The 18,530-nt window shown below is 66.2% G+C and carries 18 protein-coding genes; 11 read left to right on the top strand and 7 right to left on the bottom strand.

The window, feature by feature from the left end; all coding sequences use genetic code 11:
- Positions 1-78: 78 nt before the first annotated feature.
- Genes AC3WT0_RS03505 through AC3WT0_RS03520 form a run of 4 tightly spaced genes read right to left on the bottom strand, consistent with a single transcriptional unit; the run spans position 79 to position 4,299 of the window.
- Positions 79-306, bottom strand: coding sequence for a ribbon-helix-helix domain-containing protein (locus AC3WT0_RS03505; RefSeq protein ID WP_492751500.1), 228 nt, complete (start codon positions 304-306; stop codon positions 79-81).
- A complete protein-coding gene (gene phbB, locus AC3WT0_RS03510) occupies positions 303-1,025 on the bottom strand; it encodes an acetoacetyl-CoA reductase (RefSeq protein WP_492751501.1) in 723 nt (240 codons plus the stop codon). Before phbB ends, AC3WT0_RS03505 begins: the two co-directional genes overlap by 4 nt.
- A gap of 30 nt (positions 1,026-1,055) precedes the next feature.
- The gene (gene hemH / locus AC3WT0_RS03515; protein WP_492751503.1) at positions 1,056-2,063 is read right to left on the bottom strand and encodes a ferrochelatase; all 1,008 of its coding nucleotides are present in this window, start codon (positions 2,061-2,063) and stop codon (positions 1,056-1,058) included.
- 1 nt (position 2,064) lies between these two features.
- On the bottom strand, positions 2,065-4,299 hold the full coding sequence (locus AC3WT0_RS03520; RefSeq protein WP_492751504.1) for a xanthine dehydrogenase family protein molybdopterin-binding subunit: 2,235 nt from the start codon (positions 4,297-4,299) through the stop codon (positions 2,065-2,067).
- 168 nt (positions 4,300-4,467) lie between these two features.
- On the opposite strand from AC3WT0_RS03520, the gene AC3WT0_RS03525 reads away from it, so the two are divergent.
- Positions 4,468-5,160 (top strand): PEPxxWA-CTERM sorting domain-containing protein, encoded by a 693-nt coding sequence (locus AC3WT0_RS03525; RefSeq protein WP_492751505.1) that lies wholly within the window; start codon positions 4,468-4,470, stop codon positions 5,158-5,160.
- 40 nt (positions 5,161-5,200) lie between these two features.
- On the opposite strand, the gene AC3WT0_RS03530 is transcribed toward AC3WT0_RS03525, so the two are convergent.
- Positions 5,201-6,910: a class I adenylate-forming enzyme family protein gene (locus AC3WT0_RS03530; RefSeq protein ID WP_492751506.1), complete on the bottom strand. Its 1,710-nt coding sequence runs from the start codon at positions 6,908-6,910 to the stop codon at positions 5,201-5,203.
- A 68-nt stretch (positions 6,911-6,978) separates the two neighbouring features.
- On the opposite strand from AC3WT0_RS03530, the gene lgt reads away from it, so the two are divergent.
- The 5 genes from lgt (at position 6,979) to AC3WT0_RS03555 (ending at position 10,665) form a co-directional block, all read left to right on the top strand.
- Complete coding sequence (lgt, locus tag AC3WT0_RS03535; protein ID WP_492751507.1) at positions 6,979-7,839, top strand: prolipoprotein diacylglyceryl transferase; 861 nt, start codon at positions 6,979-6,981, stop codon at positions 7,837-7,839.
- A gap of 9 nt (positions 7,840-7,848) precedes the next feature.
- Positions 7,849-8,892, top strand: coding sequence for a class I SAM-dependent methyltransferase (locus AC3WT0_RS03540; RefSeq protein WP_492751509.1), 1,044 nt, complete (start codon positions 7,849-7,851; stop codon positions 8,890-8,892).
- Positions 8,892-9,419: a GNAT family N-acetyltransferase gene (locus tag AC3WT0_RS03545; RefSeq protein WP_492751510.1), complete on the top strand. Its 528-nt coding sequence runs from the start codon at positions 8,892-8,894 to the stop codon at positions 9,417-9,419. Before AC3WT0_RS03540 ends, AC3WT0_RS03545 begins: the two co-directional genes overlap by 1 nt.
- Complete coding sequence (gene pgeF, locus AC3WT0_RS03550) at positions 9,416-10,177, top strand: peptidoglycan editing factor PgeF (protein ID WP_492751511.1); 762 nt, start codon at positions 9,416-9,418, stop codon at positions 10,175-10,177. The genes AC3WT0_RS03545 and pgeF overlap by 4 nt, the downstream gene beginning before the upstream one ends.
- A gap of 143 nt (positions 10,178-10,320) precedes the next feature.
- Positions 10,321-10,665 (top strand): UrcA family protein, encoded by a 345-nt coding sequence (locus tag AC3WT0_RS03555; RefSeq protein ID WP_492751512.1) that lies wholly within the window; start codon positions 10,321-10,323, stop codon positions 10,663-10,665.
- A 36-nt stretch (positions 10,666-10,701) separates the two neighbouring features.
- Here the strand turns inward: AC3WT0_RS03555 and AC3WT0_RS03560 are convergent, their stop codons facing one another.
- A complete protein-coding gene (locus tag AC3WT0_RS03560; protein WP_492751513.1) occupies positions 10,702-12,246 on the bottom strand; it encodes a winged helix-turn-helix domain-containing protein in 1,545 nt (514 codons plus the stop codon).
- A 327-nt stretch (positions 12,247-12,573) separates the two neighbouring features.
- Here AC3WT0_RS03560 and AC3WT0_RS03565 point away from each other — a divergent pair, with 327 nt between their 5' ends.
- Positions 12,574-13,887 carry a cystathionine gamma-synthase family protein gene (locus AC3WT0_RS03565; RefSeq protein ID WP_492751514.1) on the top strand — a complete coding sequence of 438 codons (1,314 nt, stop codon included), beginning with the start codon at positions 12,574-12,576 and terminating at the stop codon, positions 13,885-13,887.
- Here AC3WT0_RS03565 and AC3WT0_RS03570 read toward each other — a convergent pair whose 3' ends face one another.
- Complete coding sequence (locus AC3WT0_RS03570; RefSeq protein WP_492751516.1) at positions 13,888-14,559, bottom strand: HAD family hydrolase; 672 nt, start codon at positions 14,557-14,559, stop codon at positions 13,888-13,890.
- A gap of 62 nt (positions 14,560-14,621) precedes the next feature.
- Between AC3WT0_RS03570 and AC3WT0_RS03575 the strand changes: the two genes are divergently transcribed.
- The 4 genes from AC3WT0_RS03575 to AC3WT0_RS03590 are packed head-to-tail and all read left to right on the top strand — an operon-like array spanning position 14,622 to position 18,095.
- Positions 14,622-15,731 (top strand): ABC transporter permease, encoded by a 1,110-nt coding sequence (locus tag AC3WT0_RS03575; protein ID WP_492751518.1) that lies wholly within the window; start codon positions 14,622-14,624, stop codon positions 15,729-15,731.
- A complete protein-coding gene (locus tag AC3WT0_RS03580) occupies positions 15,728-16,552 on the top strand; it encodes an ABC transporter ATP-binding protein (RefSeq protein ID WP_492751519.1) in 825 nt (274 codons plus the stop codon). The genes AC3WT0_RS03575 and AC3WT0_RS03580 overlap by 4 nt, the downstream gene beginning before the upstream one ends.
- Positions 16,552-17,499, top strand: coding sequence for an MlaD family protein (locus tag AC3WT0_RS03585; protein WP_492751521.1), 948 nt, complete (start codon positions 16,552-16,554; stop codon positions 17,497-17,499). The genes AC3WT0_RS03580 and AC3WT0_RS03585 overlap by 1 nt, the downstream gene beginning before the upstream one ends.
- Positions 17,499-18,095, top strand: coding sequence for an ABC-type transport auxiliary lipoprotein family protein (locus tag AC3WT0_RS03590; protein ID WP_492751523.1), 597 nt, complete (start codon positions 17,499-17,501; stop codon positions 18,093-18,095). The genes AC3WT0_RS03585 and AC3WT0_RS03590 overlap by 1 nt, the downstream gene beginning before the upstream one ends.
- Positions 18,096-18,530 lie beyond the last annotated feature (435 nt).

The following is an 18,530-nucleotide window of genomic DNA, read 5'->3' on the forward strand; positions in this document are numbered from 1 at the left end:
ATAGAGACTTGTCCGGAGCCGCCAGCGCTGAAAATGGCTGAGACGCGTAGCTGCGTCGCCCTGTCGCAAGCCGGCGCCTCATTGCGGCCGCGACAGCATCTCGAACAGCCAGACGCGGATCGCGCTGGCAAGGTTGGGGGGATCGATTCCCGCTATCCGGTCGGCGTCGATCCGGGCGACCAGCGCCGACAGCGGCAAGGCCTGCCGAACCGCCTCGGCCTCGAGCGCGGTCCAGAAAACCGGCTCGAGGCTGATCGACGTCTGGTGCCCCGCGATGGTGATCGATCGCTTGACCGGCCCGCTCAATACATGTGCTGCCCGCCGTTGATCGACAGCGTTGATCCGGTGATGAACCCGCCATCCTCCGAGCAGAGGAAGGCGACGCCGCGCGCAATCTCATGCGCATGGCCGAGGCGACCGACAGGCACCTTGGCGACGATCTTCTCCAGCACTTCGGGCGGCACCGCCGCGACCATGTCGGTATCGATATAGCCCGGCGCGATCGCATTGACCGTCACGCCGAATTTCGCGCCTTCCTGCGCCAGCGCCTTGGTGAAGCCATGAATGCCCGATTTGGCGGCGGCATAGTTGACCTGACCATATTGGCCCGCCTGCCCGTTGATCGATCCGATGTTGACGATGCGCCCCCATTTGCGGTCGCGCATGCCCGCGAACACCGCCTTAGCCATATTGAAGCAGCCGCCCAGATTGGTGCGGATCACATCGTCCCACATTGCGTGCGTCATCTTCAGCATGGTGCCGTCGCGCGTGATGCCGGCATTGTTCACCAGCACCGCGACCTCGCCCAGATCCTTCTCGATCTGCTTCACGCTCTCGTCGCATGCCTCGTGCTCGGCGACGTCCCATTTGTAGGATCGGATGCCGGTGCGATCGGTGAAGGCCTTCGCCTTCTCGTCATTCCCGCAATAGTTGGCGGCAACGACGAAGCCCATATTGTTGAGCGCGATGCTGATCGCCTCGCCGATGCCACGCGTACCACCCGTCACGATCGCCACTTTAGACATCATGCTCTCCTGCCCTTTGGTTGATTGAGCCTAGGGCCGGGCGACCCAGCCTTCAAGCTGGCGGCCGATCAGTTCGCGCAGAAATTCCATGCCTTCGCCACTGTCGTTGAGGCAGGGGATGTAAGAAAATGTTGCGCCCCCGGCCGCAACAAAAGTGTCGCGCCCGCGGATCGCGATTTCCTCCAGCGTCTCGAGGCAATCCGCGGAGAAACCCGGCGCGATCACCGCGACATGCTTGACGCCGCGCCCCGGCAACGCCGCCAGTGTCGTATCGGTCGCGGGCTCCAGCCATTTGGCGCGCCCGAAACGCGACTGGAAACTGATTTCGACCGGACGACCAAGCGCTTCCCCGAGCAGGCGCGCAGTCTTCTGGCACTGGCAATGATAGGGATCGCCAAGCCTCAGCGTGCGTTCGGGCATGCCGTGGAAGCTGGCAAGGATCATCTCCGGCGGCACGTCCATCGCCGCCAGCGCCGCCTCGACGCTGGTCTTGAGCGCGGCGATATAGCCGGGATCGTCATGATAGGGCGGCAGCGTGCGCACCGCCGGCTGCCAGCGCATCGTCGCCAGTTCGGCAAAGGCCGCGTCATTGGCGGTCGCCGTCGTCGCCCCGCTATATTGCGGATAGAGCGGCGCCAGCAGGATGCGGTCGCACCCTGCCGCCTTCAGTGCCCTTACCCGGTCGCCGATCGCCGGATTGCCGTAGCGCATGGCATGGTCGACGATCACGTCGGCGCCGAATGTGCCCTCGAGCGCGCGCGCCTGCGCCCGCGTGATCGCGGCGAGCGGCGATCCATCCTCGCGCCACACCAGCCCATAGGCATGCGCCGACTTGGCCGGGCGCGTGCGCAGGATGATCCCGTGCAGGATCGGCTGCCACAGCAAGGCCGGCAGCTCGACGACGCGACGGTCGGACAGGAACTGCTTCAGGTAGCGCTGCACCGAAGGCGCATCGGGCGCATCGGGCGTGCCGAGATTGACGATCAGCACGCCGACCTTGCGCGGCGCGACGGGCGGATGATCGGCGGGGTGCTGCACCTCAGCCGACCTTCAGCGGCAGGCTGCGGAAACGCCGCCCGGTTGCGGCGAACAGCGCGTTGGCGATCGCGGGCGCGACCGGCGGCACCGCGACTTCGCTTGCCCCGCCGGGCGCCGCCGTGCTGCGCAGCAATTCGACATTGATCTCGGGGCTGTCGGCAAGGCGCGGCAGGCCAAGCTCGCCCAGCCGGCGCTCCACCGTCATGCCGCCCTCGATCCGCGCGCCTCCGCCGACGGCCCCGGCGAGGCCGAAGATCAGCCCGCCCTCGATCTGCTGCTTCACAATGTCCTGGTTCACCGCCCGCCCGACGTCCGCGACCGCGAACAGCCGGTCGACCGCGATCCGGTCGCCCTCGATCCGCGCCTCGGCCATCACCGCGACATAGGATCCGCGCGATCCGTGGCAGGCGATACCCTGCCCCGATCCTGCCGCGCCGCCCTGCCAGCCGCCGAGCGCGGTCACCGTCGTCAGGCAGCGCGCGAGGCGCGGCTGGCCCGAGAGCATCGCCATGCGGAAGGAAAAGCCATCCATCCCCGCCGCCTGCGCCAGCTCGTCGACGAAGCACTCGGTGAAGAAGGCCGAGGTGAAATCCCCCGCCGAACGCCAATAGCCCGTCGGCAGGCCGACGTCGGCCGGATGATGATCGATGGCGAGCGCCGGGATCGCGTAGAGCGGCATCGCCCCCGATGCCGCCAGCCCGTCGCCCCGCTCGGCAAGGTCCAGCCCCAGTCCGGCCAGCCCGCCACCGACCAGCCTGTCGGCCAGCGCCGTGCCCCATGCCGGCGAAGCGATCTTGGCCTGCCATCCCTCGACGCGCCCGGCGGGACCCAGCTTCGCCGCCATATGCGCGCGCGCAGGGGCGCGGAAACGATCGTGGATCAGATCCTCGACACGCGACCAGACGAGCTGGACGGGCTTGTCGATCGATCGCGCGATGATCGCGGCCTGCGCCGCCGCGTCATTCTCGATCACGCGACCGAAGCCGCCGGCCACCAATGTCGGGTGCACGACCACTTGCGATTCCGACACATTGATCGCCTCCGCCGCCGCGCGTCGCGCCAGCCCCGGCGCCTGCGTCGGCAGCCAAAGCTCCAATATGTCGCGATCCCAGCGCGCGGTCGCGGTCAGCGGCTCGGGCGCAGCATGATAGCCGGGCGCCGCCTGATAGTCGGCGACGCGGATCGCCTGCCCCTTGAACACGGCAGACAGGTCACCGCGCTTCGCCAGCCTGTGGCCCTTGCCGTCGAGCGCCGCCAGCAGCGCAGCATCGATCCGCGCATCGTCGACCAGCCCGCCCTTCGTCTCGAAGCGCGGTGCCATCGCGTCGAGCGCCCGGTTGGCGGCCCACCAGTTGACGCCGACCGCCGCCAGCCAACGCTCATTCTCGACGACTGACATCACGCCCCATATGGCGCGCGCCGCATCCTTGTTCGCCCCGACCAGCCGGCTGTCGCCGATCGGCCCCTGCCGGATCGCGGCGAAGACCATGCCCGGCAGGCGAATGTCCGACGCGAACATCGCGCTGCCGTCGATCTTGCCGGGCAAGTCGAGCCGCAGCGGGGATTGGCCGCTCAGCCGTCCTTCCTCGTCATCCTCGCGATATTGCGGTTTTGCCGGCGGCTTGAAGCCCGCCGCCTCCGCAGCAATCTCGCCGAAGCGCAGCCTGCGCTCCTCGGCGACGACGAAGCCCCCTTGCGTGTCGCAGGTCCGCCAGTCGATCCCCCAGCGCTTCGCCGCCGCCATCGACAACAAAGCGCGCGCAATGGCGCCCGCCTCGCGCAACACGGGCTCGAACCCGCGCAGCGACGTCGATCCCGCCGTCACCATCATCGCCTCGCGCGTTGCAAAATCGGCGGCCATGTCGATCGCGGATGGCGCGACCGCACCCGCCAGTTCGCGGGCGAATAGCCGGTTGGCGTAGATGGGATTGATCGGCGCAGGCTCCACCGCGATCGTCCGCCAGTCCGCGCCCAGCTCGTCGGCGACGATCTGGGGCAGCGTCGTCATCACGCCCTGCCCGGTTTCAGCCTGCGGCACGACGATGGTGACGTGCCCGTCCTCGCCGATCTTGACCCAGCCGTTGAGCACGCTCTCGCCAGGCGCCGCGACCAGATTGGGATCATAGCGGCGCGGCCAGGCGGTCCACGCGACGATCAGCCCCAGCCCCGCGCCACCGCCGACCAGCAGGCCGCGCCGGGATATGCGGCCGCTGAGATCGGGAAGGCGAAGGCTCATGCACCGGGCTTTAGCCGCCGCCTTGCCGCGAGGCCAGAGGCTGATTCCGCCGCCGCGTCGCATCGGCTCGTCGGATAGGTCGCGATCTGGACCCAGTTCGACTCGCCAAAGGTAAACACCCCGATAACCATCATATATGACCAATTTCGGTCATCAGGGGAAAGCAACATGCGACAACTTATTGGTTTTGCTGCCGTCCTATCGGCCCTCGGCCTCGCGGGCGCCGCCGATGCCGCCGATGTCACCAGCGTGTCGCAGTTGCATGGCTGGATCAACAGCGCGGGCGGGCAGGTTCTGCCGACGCCCGACCATAATATGTTCACCGGCAACGAATTTGGCATGCGCTTCAACAGCTATGCCATCTTCTACATTCCGACCGGCACCTACAGCAGCGCGACGCTCTCGGTCTCGCCGACGCCCTTCGGCAATGTCCCGCCCAGCGTGATCGGCCTCTACGACGTCTCGACCGATCTCGAGACGCTGGTGAACGACTATCACCCCGGCACCGATGCCTTCGCCGATCTCGGCAGCGGCAGCCTCTACGCCCAGCAGAGCATGTATGACACGCCGCTCAGCTTCGCGCTCGGTGGCAATTTCATCGCCGACGCCAATGCCGCTGCGGGCAGCTATCTGGTGATCGGCTTCACCAACCTCACGCTCAACGCCACGCCTTCGGGCGACGACCAGGATGACGGCATCTACATCAGCGGCGTGGGGCGCGGCTTCACCCCGCTCACCCTCACCCTGTCGACGGGCCCCGCCGGCGTGCCGGAGCCGGCGACCTGGGCGATGCTGATCGCGGGCTTCGGCATGGCCGGCGGCGCGATGCGCGTCCGCCGCCGCACCGTGGTGATGAACTGACGAAAAGGGGCCGGCCGCGCCGGCGGCCGGCCCCGATCGATCAGGCCGCTTCGGTCGCCGCCAGCGCGCGGAAGCGTGCGCGCAGCCCGACCTTGTCGATCTTCTCGGTGCCGAGGCGCGGCAGCGGATCGGGCGCGATCCAGATGCGCTGCGGAATCTTGAACGCCGCAATATGCTGCGACAGATATTCGCACAGCTCGAGCGGGGTCAGCGCGACACCCTCGGCCGGATGCACCACCGCGCCCGGCACCTCGCCGAAACGCTCGTCGGGCAGCCCGAAGACGGCAGCCTCGGCGACGCCCGGATGCTCGTAGAGCGCATCCTCGACTTCCTGGCAGCTGATATTCTCGCCGCCGCGGATGATGATGTCCTTCTTGCGGTCGACGATGAACAGATAGTCATCCTCGTCAAGATAGCCGATGTCGCCAGTGCGGAAATAGCCGTCGGCGGTATAGGCCGCAGCCGTCGCCTCGGGGTTGTTCCAATAACCCTTGAAGTTGCAGATGCTGCGGATGCAGACCTCGCCTCGCTCGCCCTTCGCCACCGGCTTTCCGGCATCGTCGAGGATGGCGAGATCGACGAGGGGCAGCGAGGCGCGGCCCGTGCTGTTGGGCTTGGCGAGATAATTCTCGCGGAAATTGCCGCAGCCCACGGCATTGGTCTCGGTCAGGCCATAGCCGATCAGCGGCTTTGAATCGCCCATCTCCTCCGACAGGCGGCGAACATGCTCGACCGGGCGTGGCGCGCCGCCGGCCGCGAAATCCTTGCAGCTCGAAAGGTCGAACTGGGCGCGGTCGGGGTGCGTCAATATCTCGAAGCTCATCAACGGTACGCCGACGAAATAGGTGATCTTCTCCTTCTCGATCAGCCGCATCGCCTCGCGCGCATCCCATTTGGGCATCAGCACCAGCTTGCGCCCCATCGCGAAGCTCTGCAGCATCACCGGGATTTCGGCGGTGACGTGGAACAGCGGCACGTTGAGCAGGGTCGAGGGCTGCAGCCCGGTCAGCTTGCCTTCCTCGGTCAGCAGCTGGAGCCCCATCAGCGAATAGGCGAGATAGTTGAAGATCGCCTGCATGATCGCGCGATGATCGGAAATCGCGCCCTTCGACCGCCCGGTCGATCCCGAGGTGAAGAGGATGGTCGCATCGTCGTCCGGCCCGATCTGCGGCAGCTCCGTCTCGCTGCCCCCGCCGTTCGCGAAGATTGGCGCAAGCGCGGCTTCGGTCGGCTGGTCGAGGTTGATCGCGATGATCTCGGCGGTGATCGCCTCGCCCGATTCCGCGATGCGCTTCACGCGCGGCAGGTCCGCGATCAGCAGGCGGGTGTCGCTGTCCCTGATCCCTTCGACCAGTTCCTCGCCCTGCCACCAGCCGTTGAACAGCGTCGCGACGCCGCCCGCCATCACGATGCCCATATAGGCGATGATCCAGGCCGGCGCGTTGCGCGTCGCGATGCCGACATGCTCGCCCGGGCGCAGCTTCCAGCCCTCGACCAGCGCGCCCGCCACCTTGCGCGCCAGCGCATAGGTCTGCGCGAAGCTCAGCCGCTCGTCGCCGTCGACAAGAAAGGTCGCATCGCCATGCTGCGCGCAGAAATGTGCGAAATAATGCGGCAGCGCCGGTGGCGCTGCGGCGATCACCGGCCAGCTGCGGCCATCCTTCTCGATGCTGCTCGTCGCCAGCGGTCCCGAAGGCCCCGTCAGGTGATTGATGATCGCTTCGATTTTAAGGTCGAGCGCAGTCGGCATATCTCTCTCTTCCGCTTGGTCTTGTCGTTTCGCGACACTATGAAGGCGCAAAGCCGAAGGGAAAAGCCTTGATCTTGCCGTTTTTCGCGGACGCTACGTCCGCCTTGCATTTCTCGTCGCTCGGCCTGTCGCCGGTGGCGCTCGATCTCGGGTTTCTCCAGATTCGCTGGTATTCGCTCGCCTATATCGCGGGAATCATTGTCGGCTGGTGGTATCTGCTGAAGCTGCTGGCCCAGCCCGGCGCGCCGATGGCCCGCCGCCATGCCGACGACTTCGTTTTCTACGCGACGCTGGGCATCATCCTCGGCGGGCGCATCGCCTATATCCTTTTCTACAAGCCCGAGATGATCGCCGATCCGATCCAGATGGTGAAGCTGTGGGAAGGCGGCATGTCCTTCCATGGCGGCGTGCTGGGCGTCACCTGCGCGATCATCTATCTCGCGCGCAAGAACGGCCTCAACTGGCTGCGCATCCACGATTACGTCGCCTGCTGCGTCCCCTTCGGCCTGTTCTTCGGCCGCCTCGCCAATTTCGTGAACGGCGAACTCTGGGGCCGCCCGACGACCGCGCCCTGGGGCATCGTCTTCCCCCGCGCGGGCGATCTGCCGCGCCATCCCAGCCAGCTTTACGAGGCGGGCTGGGAAGGCATTCTGCTCTTTTCGATCCTCTGGTTCATGTTCTGGAAGACCGACGCCCGCTACCAGCCCGGCAAGCTCGTCGGCACCTTCCTGCTCGTCTATGGCGCTGGCCGCTTCATTCTCGAGAAGTTCCGCCAGCCCGACGAAGGGCTCGAGCATCTCTGGTGGGGGCTCACCATGGGCCAGACGCTGTGTGCGCCGATGATCATCGGCGGCCTTTACCTGATCCTCACCGCCAAGGGCCGCCGCGTCCGCGTCGAGCCTGTGGCGGGCAGCGAAAGCGTCGCCTGAGGTCCGGCGATGAGCGAACTGAGCTGCGCCGACGTCCTGCGCGCCGCGATTCTGCTCGAAGGGCCGGTCTCGATCGCGCACTTCATGGCGGCCGCCAACGGGCATTATTACGCGACGCGCGATCCGCTGGGCGCTGAGGGCGATTTCGTCACCGCGCCCGAGGTCAGCCAGATGTTCGGCGAGATGATCGGGCTGTGGCTCGCCGATCTGTGGACGCGCGCCGGCCGTCCCGCCTGCCACTATGTCGAACTCGGCCCGGGCCGGGGCACGCTCGCCGCCGATGCCCTGCGCGCGACGAAGGCGGCGGGCCTCGCCCCGCCCGTGCATTTCGTCGAGACCAGCCCGGTGCTCCGCGCGCTCCAGGCCGATCGCGTTCCCGGCGCCCATTGGCACGACGACATCTCGACGCTGCCCGCCGACGCGCCCCTCCTCATCGTCGCCAACGAGTTTTTCGATGCGCTGCCGATCCGCCAGCTGATCCGTGCCGGCGGCGAATGGCGCGAACGCCATGTCGGGATGGTCGAGGGGATTTTCCTGCCGACGGTCGGCGGTCCCCTGCTCGACGCCATCGTGCCCGATGCGCTGCGCGACTCCCCGCCCGGCAGCATCATCGAAACGAGCCCCGCAGGCGTGGCGCTCGCCCGCGCCCTCGGCGAGCGGCTGGCGGCGCAGGGCGGCGCCGCGATCGTCATCGACTATGGCTATGAAGGCCCGGCGGTCGGCGACACGCTGCAGGCAGTGAAGGCGCATGCCAGTACGAACCCCTTCGAGGAGCCCGGCGAGCGCGACATCACCGCGCATGTCGACTTCGCGACGCTCGCCGAGGCCGCGCGCGCTGGCGGCGCCCGGACACACGGCCCCGTTGCGCAGGGCGACTGGCTGGCCCGGCTGGGCATCGGCACGCGCGCCCAGGCGCTGTCGAAGCAGAGCGGGCGCGGGCCGGAAATCGCCGCCGCGCTCGTCCGCCTCACCGCCCCGGCGCAGATGGGCACGCTGTTCAATGCGCTCGCGCTGACCGCGCCCGACTGGCCAGATCCCGAAGGTTTCCAATGATGATCGACTATCGCGATGCCCGGCCAGAGGATGGCGAGCCGCTCGCCGCAATGGCGCGCACCGCCTTCCTCGACACGTTCGGGCCGCTCTACGCGCCGGGCGATCTTGATGCCTTTCTGGAAACCACGTTCGGCCCTGCCGGCCTGCCCGCGCAGATCGGCGACCCCGCCTACCGTATCCGCCTCGCCGTCGACGCCGGGGGCCGGATCGCGGGCTTTGCGAAGGTCTCGGCGATGACCCAGCCAGTCGATCATGCCGAAGGCGCGATGGAGCTGAAGCAGCTCTACGTCCTCAAGGATCATCACGGCGCAGGCATCGGCCCCGCGCTGATGGGCTGGGCGATCGAAACTGCGCGCGCGCAGCAGGCCCCCGCCCTCTACCTCAGCGTCTATGCCGAGAATTGGCGGGCGCTTGCCTTTTACAGGCGCGTCGGCTTCGTCCAGGTCGGCGTCGCCCCCTTCCACGTCGGCGACAAGATCGACATGGACCCGGTGATGATGCTCGATCTGGCGGAGACGATGGCATGACCGTCGAGGTAATCCGCGCTGCGGCGCTCGATGGCGTCGCGCACGGTTTCCTCGGCCGGCGCGGCGGCGTTTCGCAGGGCCTCCACGCCGGGCTGAACGTCGGGCTCGGCTCCGACGACGATCGTGCCGCGATCGAGGCCAATCGCGCGCTTGCGGTCGATGCCGTGCTCCCCGGCGCGACGCTCGTCACGCTCCATCAGGTCCACTCGGCGGATGTAGTGCGGATCAACGCCGCGCTTCCCGCCGACGAACGCCCCCGCGCCGACGCCGTTGTCACGGATCGGCCGGGCTTCCTGCTCGGCATCCTCACCGCCGATTGCGTCCCCGTGCTCGCCGCCGATGTCGAGGCCGGCGTGATCGGCGCGGCACACAGTGGCTGGAAAGGCGCGATCGGCGGCGTCAACGCGCGCATGATCGAGGCGATGGAACGGCTCGGCGCGCGCCGCGATCGTATCGCGGCGGCGATCGGTCCCTGCATCGGCCGCGCTTCCTACGAAGTCGACGACGGCTTCGCGCATCGTTTCGAGGCGGACGATCCCGCGAATGAGCGCTTCTTCACCCCGGGCCGGCCCGGCCACCACCAGTTCGATATCGAAGCCTATGTCGCCGCCCGCCTTGCCGAGGCCGGCATCCGCCGCATCGAGGCGCTGGGGCTCGATACCTATGCCGACGAGGCGCGCTTCTTCAGCTATCGCCGCAGCACGCATCGCGGCGAACCCGATTATGGTCGCCAGATCTCGCTGATCGGCCTCGCCTGATACTCCGGTGATCGCCGATCGGTAGAAGATCGGCGGATCATCGGCATTTCATCACCTCCTCATCCTCCAGCGCCGAAGCAGTCCGCGCCACGCTGAACTCCATCGAGCGCCCTTTCGGCTGCTCGCAACTGGAGGATGAAATCATGATCAAGTTTCTGGGACTCATCACCATCGTGCTGGCCTGCCTGCCATGGGCCGGGCTGCCGTCGTCCGCCGCCTTTGCCGGGGATGGCGCATGGCGCGTCGGCAACGATCAGGTCCACATCGTCGATCGCGGCGTCGACACGCGCACGCCGGAAGGCCGCGCGACACTACTCGCCCATGTCGAGCACGCCGCGCATCGGCTCTGCCGCGACCGGCTGGGCGAGGCCGATCAGTGCGAGGCGCGGACGATCGCCGAAACGGTCAGCGCCAATCGCAATCGCTGGGGCCACGCGCTTGCGCTGGCGCTCGATGAAGCGAAGGGGCGGCAGCTGGCCGCGCGCTGAAATGCGCGCGGCCTCGCGCCAGACCCGACCGGCGCGTCAGGCGGCGCGATAATCCGGCCGGGTGCCCGATGCGGCCCAATAATCGTCCAGCCCGATCCTGCGGACCAGTTCCGCAAACCGGCTGTCGGCGCGCATCGGCCTCAGCGCGGGATTGAACAGAAACTCGGTCTCGCGATCGGCAAGCGGAAGATAGGTGCCCTGCTCGCGCGAGAAGCGGAGATCGGGCACCACGAAGCCGCGGCTGAAATAATAGGCGTCGGCAACCGCGAACGCCGCGTCCAGCCGCCCCAGCGCGGATGCGAACTGGATCGCATTCTCGGCATAGCCGCTGCCCTGATGCGCGCGCTCGGTCCACAGCGCCACCACGGCATCGACCCGCGCCTTCGTCGGATCGGCCATCGCGCGCGCGACCTCCGCGATCTTCTCGAACTCCCCAGCGGGCATGGCGAGCGGCCGGTTGTCGACATCCTCGATCATCGCGAGCGCCGCCGCCGGGCGGCCGCTGTACATCAGCATGTAGCATTGCTGGAACCACAGCGCGAAATGCGTCGGAAACAGCGAGCGCGCCTCGCGCGTCAGCCGATCGGCCTCGTCGAGCCGGCCCGCTTCCCACAGGTTCAGCACGCGCCGGTAATAATTGCCGGGATTGGGTGGATTGGGGACCGATTTCCGTTCGGTCAGTTCAGTCGCTTCCCGGATGCGCCCGACCGACGACAGCAGGATCGCCAGGCTGAATATCGCGAGATGATCGTTGGGATCGCTGACCAGCACGCGCCGGAACGCGCGCTCGCGCGTCAGCCAGTTGCCGCGCACCGGCTTTACCGAGGCTTCCGCCATCGCCGCATGCGGATTGTCCGGATCGAGCACCAGCGCGCGGCGCGCCGCCTCCACCGCCCTTTCGCGCAGCATCGCGGCTTCGGCCGGCGCCCGCCAGCGCGCCGTATAGGCATAGGTGATCGCCAGATAACCCAATGGCCGCGCGTCGCTCGGATCGAGCTCGACCGCGCGCCGGTAAAGGCCGATCGCCTGATTCTGCCCCTCGCGCGTTTCCTGCCGGACCGCGAAATCGGCCTGATCGAGCAATGTCTCGACTTCCGGATCATGGCGGCGGCGCATCATCCTCCAGCCGCCATAGCCGCCCACCGCCGCCAGCGCGCCGAGCGCTAGGCCGCCCACGACGAAGCGGCGGCGCGAACTGCCTTTCGATGGAGAGGCGGTGTCCGTCGCAGCCTCCCCCGCCGCCGCGTCGTCGCGCACCAGCCGATAACCGACCTTGGTCACCGTCTCGATGCGGAACAGTCCCTCGCCTATGCCTTCGGCGACACGGCGGAGCCGCGAAATCACGCGATTGATCGCGTCGTCGCCGACGATGCGACCTTCCCAGCAGGATTGGACGAGATCATCACGCGAGACGATCGCGCCATCCGCGCGCAGCAGGCAGACCAGCACCTGCATCACGCGCGGCTCGACAATTTCGGTAGCGTCGCCGCGCACGATCTCGCGCGTCGCGGGGCGCACGATCAGATCGCCCAGCTCGAAGGGTGGCGTATGCGCCAGATCGATCCGATCGCCTTCGCTCATGCCCCGTCCGTTCCCCGTCATCGCCACCATCCCGCAATTTGGCGCGGCAGGCCAGCCTCTCTCTTTCCGTGCAGGCGATCCTCGATCCGCTTCTGTCCTACAGGCGATGGCGGATGATAGAATGTCGCCGCATCCGCTCAGAGACGTTCCAGCCAAGGCAAGAACTCGGCCGGTTGAGACACGTTCCTGCGTGTCAACTTTGTCAACTTCGCATCAGGAAACCGCGCTTTTCCGCCATTCCCTACAAGGGCAGCGTGACGATGGGCTTCGCTTCCCGCATGGGCTAGACCGGAGTCATCCGCAGAATCAGCCAAAAGGCGAAACATCATGTCGAACGAAAACGAAGCCGATCTGACCGGCGCCACCCCCCGCCGCAAGCCCAAGCCACCGATCGAGGAAATCGGTGGCCGCAAGCTTCGGCCTTCGACGCTGATGATGGGGCATGGCTATGATCCGATGCTGTCGGAAGGTTCGCTCAAGCCGCCCATCTTCCTGACCTCGACCTTCGTTTTCGAAAATGCCGCCGCCGGCAAGCGCCATTTCGAGGGCGTGACGGGCAAGCGCCCGGGCGGCGCCGAAGGCCTCGTCTACTCGCGCTTCAACGGCCCCAATCAGGAGATTCTCGAGGATCGCCTCGGCGTCTGGGAAGAGGCGGAGGATGCGCTCACCTTCTCCTCGGGCATGTCGGCCATCGCCACGCTCTTCCTCGCGCTGGTCAAGCCCGGCGACACGATCGTCCATTCGGGCCCGCTCTACGCCGCGACCGAAACGCTCATCGCGCGCGTGCTCGGCAAGTTCGGCGTGAAATTCCTCGATTTTCCTGCGGGCGCCACGCGCGAGGAGATCGACGCGATCCTCGGCCGCGCCAGGGAAGGCGGCAATGTCGCGCTCATCTATCTCGAAAGCCCGGCCAACCCGACCAATGCGCTGGTCGATATCGAAGCGGTAGCCGCCAGCCGCAACGCCATCTTCGGCTCGGGCCCCGATGCGCCGCCGATCGCGATCGACAACACCTTCCTCGGCCCGCTGTGGCAGCAGCCGCTGAAGCACGGCGCGGACATGGTCGTCTATTCGCTCACAAAATATGCCGGCGGGCACAGCGATCTCGTCGCCGGCGGCGTGCTCGGGCGCAAGGGGCCGATCAACACCGTCCGCATGCTCCGCAACACGATCGGCACGATCACCGATCCCAACACCGCGTGGATGCTGCTCCGCAGCCTGGAAACGCTCGAGCTGCGGATGTCGCGGGCGGGCGAGAATGCGGCCAGGGTCTGCGCCTTCCTGCGCGATCACCCCAAAGTCGATCGCGTCGGCTATCTCGGCTTCCTCGAAGGCGACCGGCAGGCCGATATCTACAAGCGCCACTGCACAGGCGCGGGATCGACCTTCTCGCTGTTCATCAAGGGCGGCGAGGCCGAATCCTTCCGCTTCCTCGATGCGCTGCGCATCGCCAAGCTGGCGGTCAGCCTCGGCGGCACCGAGACACTGGCGTCGCACCCGGCCGCGATGACGCACCTGTCGGTTCCCGAGGAGCGCAAGGCCGCGCTCGGCATCACCGACAATCTCGTCCGCATCTCGATCGGCGTCGAGGATGCCGACGATCTTATCGCCGACTTCGATCAGGCGCTGAAGGCGGTCTGATCATTTCCAGTCGATGCGCTCCCAGCCCCGCTCGACGGCGAGGCTGCGGAGCGCATCATGGGCGTTGACGGCAAAGCCCTCGTCGGCCCAGGCCAGCGCCGGCTCGTCGGATGCATGGTCCGAATAAAAGCGGATATGGGCCGATCCGCGCTCGATCGCGTGGCGCGCCATCCATGCCTGGATCATGCGCAGCTTGGCCGGGCCGTAGCAATTCTCACCGTCGATCTTCGCGCTCACCCGCGAATCGAGCCCGATCATGCTGTCGGTCGCGATCACGTCGTCGAACCCCAGCTTGGCGGCGATCGCATCGACATAAAGGCGGTTCGACGCGGTCGCGAGCACCAGCCGGTATCCCGCCGCCCGGTCGGCCGCCAACCGCTCGATCGCTTGCGGATAAACATTCCCCCTCACCGTCTTTTCGGCGAAACCTTCAGCCAGCGGCACGAGTTTGGAACGGTCGATATGCGGGCCGAGCAACAACGACAGACTGATTTCCTTCAGCCGTCCCCGGTCGATGCGCTTCAGCGCATATCCGGCGCTCGCAAGGATAACGCCGGGGAGGAGCAAGGCGCGCCAGGGCGACAGCCGCACCACCGCATGGCGCAGGAACGGCCCGAAGGTCGCGACGCGCGTGATCGTCTTGTCCATGTCGTAGATTGCAATTCGGTCCATGCGCTGGTCCTAACGTCATATCGGCTTGCCGATCCAGCCAATATGCCGCAGGAGCGAAACTGATGGCCGCGACCGCAGACTTCGCCGAAGAACAAGAAGATGGCGCGAAGGCGCTACGCTTCACCGGCGCGCTCACCGTCGCGGCGCTGGGCGATCTGCCCGAACGGCTTCGCCTCGTTTCCGGCCCGCTCGCGCGGCTCGATCTCTCAGGCGTCGAGCGGATCGACACCGTAGGCGCCTGGCTAGTCTACCGCCTCGCCGCCGATCACGGTGCCGAGATCAAGTGCGCCGGCCCCGACGCCGCCTTCCTGATCGATCAGGTCCGCGCCGCCGACAAGCCGGTGCGCATGCGCCCCGATCATACGCCGACGATCGTCAAGGTTCTGGCCGAGATCGGCGCCGCGACCAACACCGCCGGGCGGACGATGATGGGCCTGCTCGGCTTCTTCGGCGCGATGATGATCTCGATCGGGCAGGTCATCCGCCACCCGTCGCGCTTCCGCGCCAATGCCGTCATCCAGCGTTTCGAGGTGGTCGGCGTCTCGGCGCTCGGCATCATCGGGCTGATGAGCTTCCTGATCGGCATCGTCATCGCCCAGCAGGGCGCGGTGCAGCTGCGCCAGTTCGGCGCCGAGGTCTTCACGATCAACCTCGTCGGCCGTCTGACGCTGCGCGAATTGGGCGTGCTGATGACCGCGATCATGATCGCCGGCCGATCAGGCTCGGCGTTCGCCGCGCAGCTCGGCACCATGAAGCTGACCGAGGAGATCGACGCGATGCGCACGATCGGCGTATCGCCGATGGAGGCGCTGGTGCTGCCGCGCGCGCTCGCATCGGTCGCGATGATGCCGCTGCTCGGCTTCTATTCGTCGATCATCGCGATGATCGGCGGCGGCATCCTCTGCTGGGTATCGCTCGATATCCCGCCGATCACCTTCATCCAGCGCATCCGCGAAGTGACGCCGATCACCGATCTCTATGTCGGGCTGGTCAAGGCGCCGGTCTTCGGCTTCATCATCGCGCTTACCGGCTGCTTCCAAGGCATGCAGGTCGAAGGCAATGCCGAGGAAGTCGGGCTTCGCACGACCGCCGCAGTGGTGCAGGCGATCTTCCTCGTCATCGTCCTCGATGCTTTCTTCGCGGTCTTCTTCACCTGGATCGGCTGGAATTGAGCACGTCCCCCGCCCCCACGCCCAATACGTCGTCCGCCGATCCGGAAATCGTGATCAGCGTGCGCGACGTGAAGAATGTGTTCGGCGAACAGGTCGTGCACGAGAATCTCAATCTCGACGTCAGGCGCGGCGAGATTCTGGGCGTCGTCGGCGGATCGGGCACAGGCAAATCGGTGCTGATGCGCTCGATCATCGGGCTGCAGACGCCTGCCGAGGGATCGATCGAGGTGTTCGGCGAATCGATTCTCGGCCGCGACGAAGCAGCGACGATCGACATCCGCAAGCGTTGGGGAATCCTCTTCCAGGGCGGCGCGCTCTTCTCGACACTGACCGTCGCCGAGAATATCCAGGTGCCGCTGCGTGAATTCTATCCGCACATCGTGCCGCCGCTGCTTGACGAGATCGCCGCCTACAAGGTCGTGATGGCCGGCCTGTCGCCCGATGCCGGCCCCAAATATCCGTCCGAACTGTCGGGCGGCATGACCAAGCGCGCCGGCCTCGCCCGCGCGCTGGCGCTCGATCCCGAACTGCTGTTCCTCGACGAGCCGACGGCGGGGCTCGACCCGATCGGCGCGGCCAACTTCGATCATCTGACGCGTGAGCTGAAGCAGACGCTCGGCCTGACCGTCTTCCTGATCACCCACGATCTCGACACGCTTTATGCCATTTGCGACCGCGTGGCGGTGCTCGCCGACAAGAAAGTGATCGCGGTGGGCACCATCGACGAGCTTCTTGCGCTGGATCACGCCTGGATTCAGGAATATTTCAACGGACCTCGCGGCCGCGCCGCGACCGCAGCCAAAGGGATGGCGAAGCGCTGATGGAAACCAGATCGAACCATGTCCTCGTCGGCGTCGTGGTGCTCGCGCTGCTGGCCGCCGTCATCGTCTTTACCGTGTGGCTGGCGCGCGTCTCCGGCGGGCAGGAGAAGGAATATGACATCTTCTTCAAGCAGGCGGTCGACGGCATTGCCAAGGGCTCGTCGGTCAGCTTCTCGGGCGTACCGTCGGGCCAGGTGAAGTCGATCTCGCTGTGGCAGAACGACCCGCAGTTCGTGCGCGTACGCATCACCGTGAAGGATGAGACCCCGATTCTGCAGGGCACCACCGCGACGATCCAGGGCGTCGGCTTCACCGGTGTGTCGCAGGTTCAGCTCGACGGCGCGATCAAGGGCGCCCCGCCGATCACCGAGATCGGGCCGGCCGGCGTCCCCGTCATCCCGACCAAGCCGGGTGCGCTCGGCGAACTGCTCAACAGCGCGCCGAAGCTGCTCGAGCGGCTGACGACGCTGACCGAGCGGCTGACCGAGGCGCTGAGCGACGAGAATCAGAAATCGCTGACGGGCATCCTCCACAATGTCGACAAGCTGTCGAAGGCGCTCGCCGATCGCGGGCCGGAGATCGCCTCGACGCTCGCCGAGACGCGGATTGCGATCAAGCAGGCGGGCGACGCGGCGGAGAAGTTCGGTCAGCTCGCCGACAGCAGCAATGCGCTGATCAACAGCGATGCCAAGCCGCTGATCGCCGATCTTCGCAAGACCGTGGCGGATGCCGGCAAGGCGATGGACGCGCTCAACAAGACCATCTCGGAAGCCCAGCCGGGCGTGGCCAATTTCTCGAACCAGACGATGCCCGAGGTAAATCTGCTGATCCGCGACCTTCGCGAAATGGCGGAATCGCTGACGGCCGTCAGCGAAAGGCTCAATCGCGGCGGGGCCAGCTCGCTTGTCGGCAGCCAGAGGCTGCCCGACTATAAGGGGAACAAGTGATGAAGCGCTCGATCCTGGCTCTCGCCGTTGCAGCACCGCTCGCCGGCTGCATCAGCATCGGCGACAAACCGCCGACCCAGCTGCTGAACCTCAGCGCGACCGCGCAGGTCGAAACGGGCAAGATATTCGCGACCAGGCCCGGTGACGCGATCATCGTCAATGCGCCGTCGGTGCCGCAGGCGCTGGCGACGGCGCGTGTGCCGGTATTCAGCAGCGGGATGGCGGTCGCTTACATCAAGGACGCACAATGGGTGGAGCCCCCCAGCCGGCTCTTCCAGCGCCTCGTGTCGGAGACGATCGAGGCACGCGGCGGGCGGGCGGTGCTGAGCGCGCGACAGGCGGCGTTCGCGCCTGCGGTGCGCGTGACGGGCGAATTATTGATCTTCGGCATCGACGCCGCGCAACAGCGCGCGATCGTGCGTTACGACGCGACCATAGCGCGCAAGGACTCGATCGAGACCCGGCGCTTCGAGGCGAGCGCGCCGGTGAGCGCGATCAAGGCGCTTCCCGCAGCAGCCGCCCTGAATGTGGCGGCCAACCAGGTGGCGGCCGAGGTTTCCGACTGGGTTGTCGGGGCAAACACGGCTTCCCGGTAAGCGAATCCGACTTTCAATGGGGTGGCGCGGAGTGATTCGCGCCACCTTTTTTTGCGCACGAATCGGAAAGCCATTCATCTGAAGTGAGCGCGAACATCCATATATCGAGAGATTGTTAGTTCTTTTGAACTAATTCTTTTGATTTATCAGTTCAAATTGGAGAGAAATACCAACGCCTTCGGGTGTAGGGTTGCTTGGTCAAAATTGCTTCGACATCAGTCGCTTTGAGTGTGAATGCGCCACTTATCGCGACAGAGTTGCAGCAATGTGACCAAATGCAATTGTTGATTAGCGCACGCATTCTTTTGAGAAATAAAATAACTCCAGAATCGCAATATAACGAAATTTTCTAGATGTTCTCAAAAGGATCTGCGGGGAGAATAACAAGATATAAAAACAGAGGCTGCCTGCAAAAGACAAAATAGAAGTCAGCAA

The organism is Sphingomonas sp. EU05-FHT14C10, assembly GCF_058790595.1.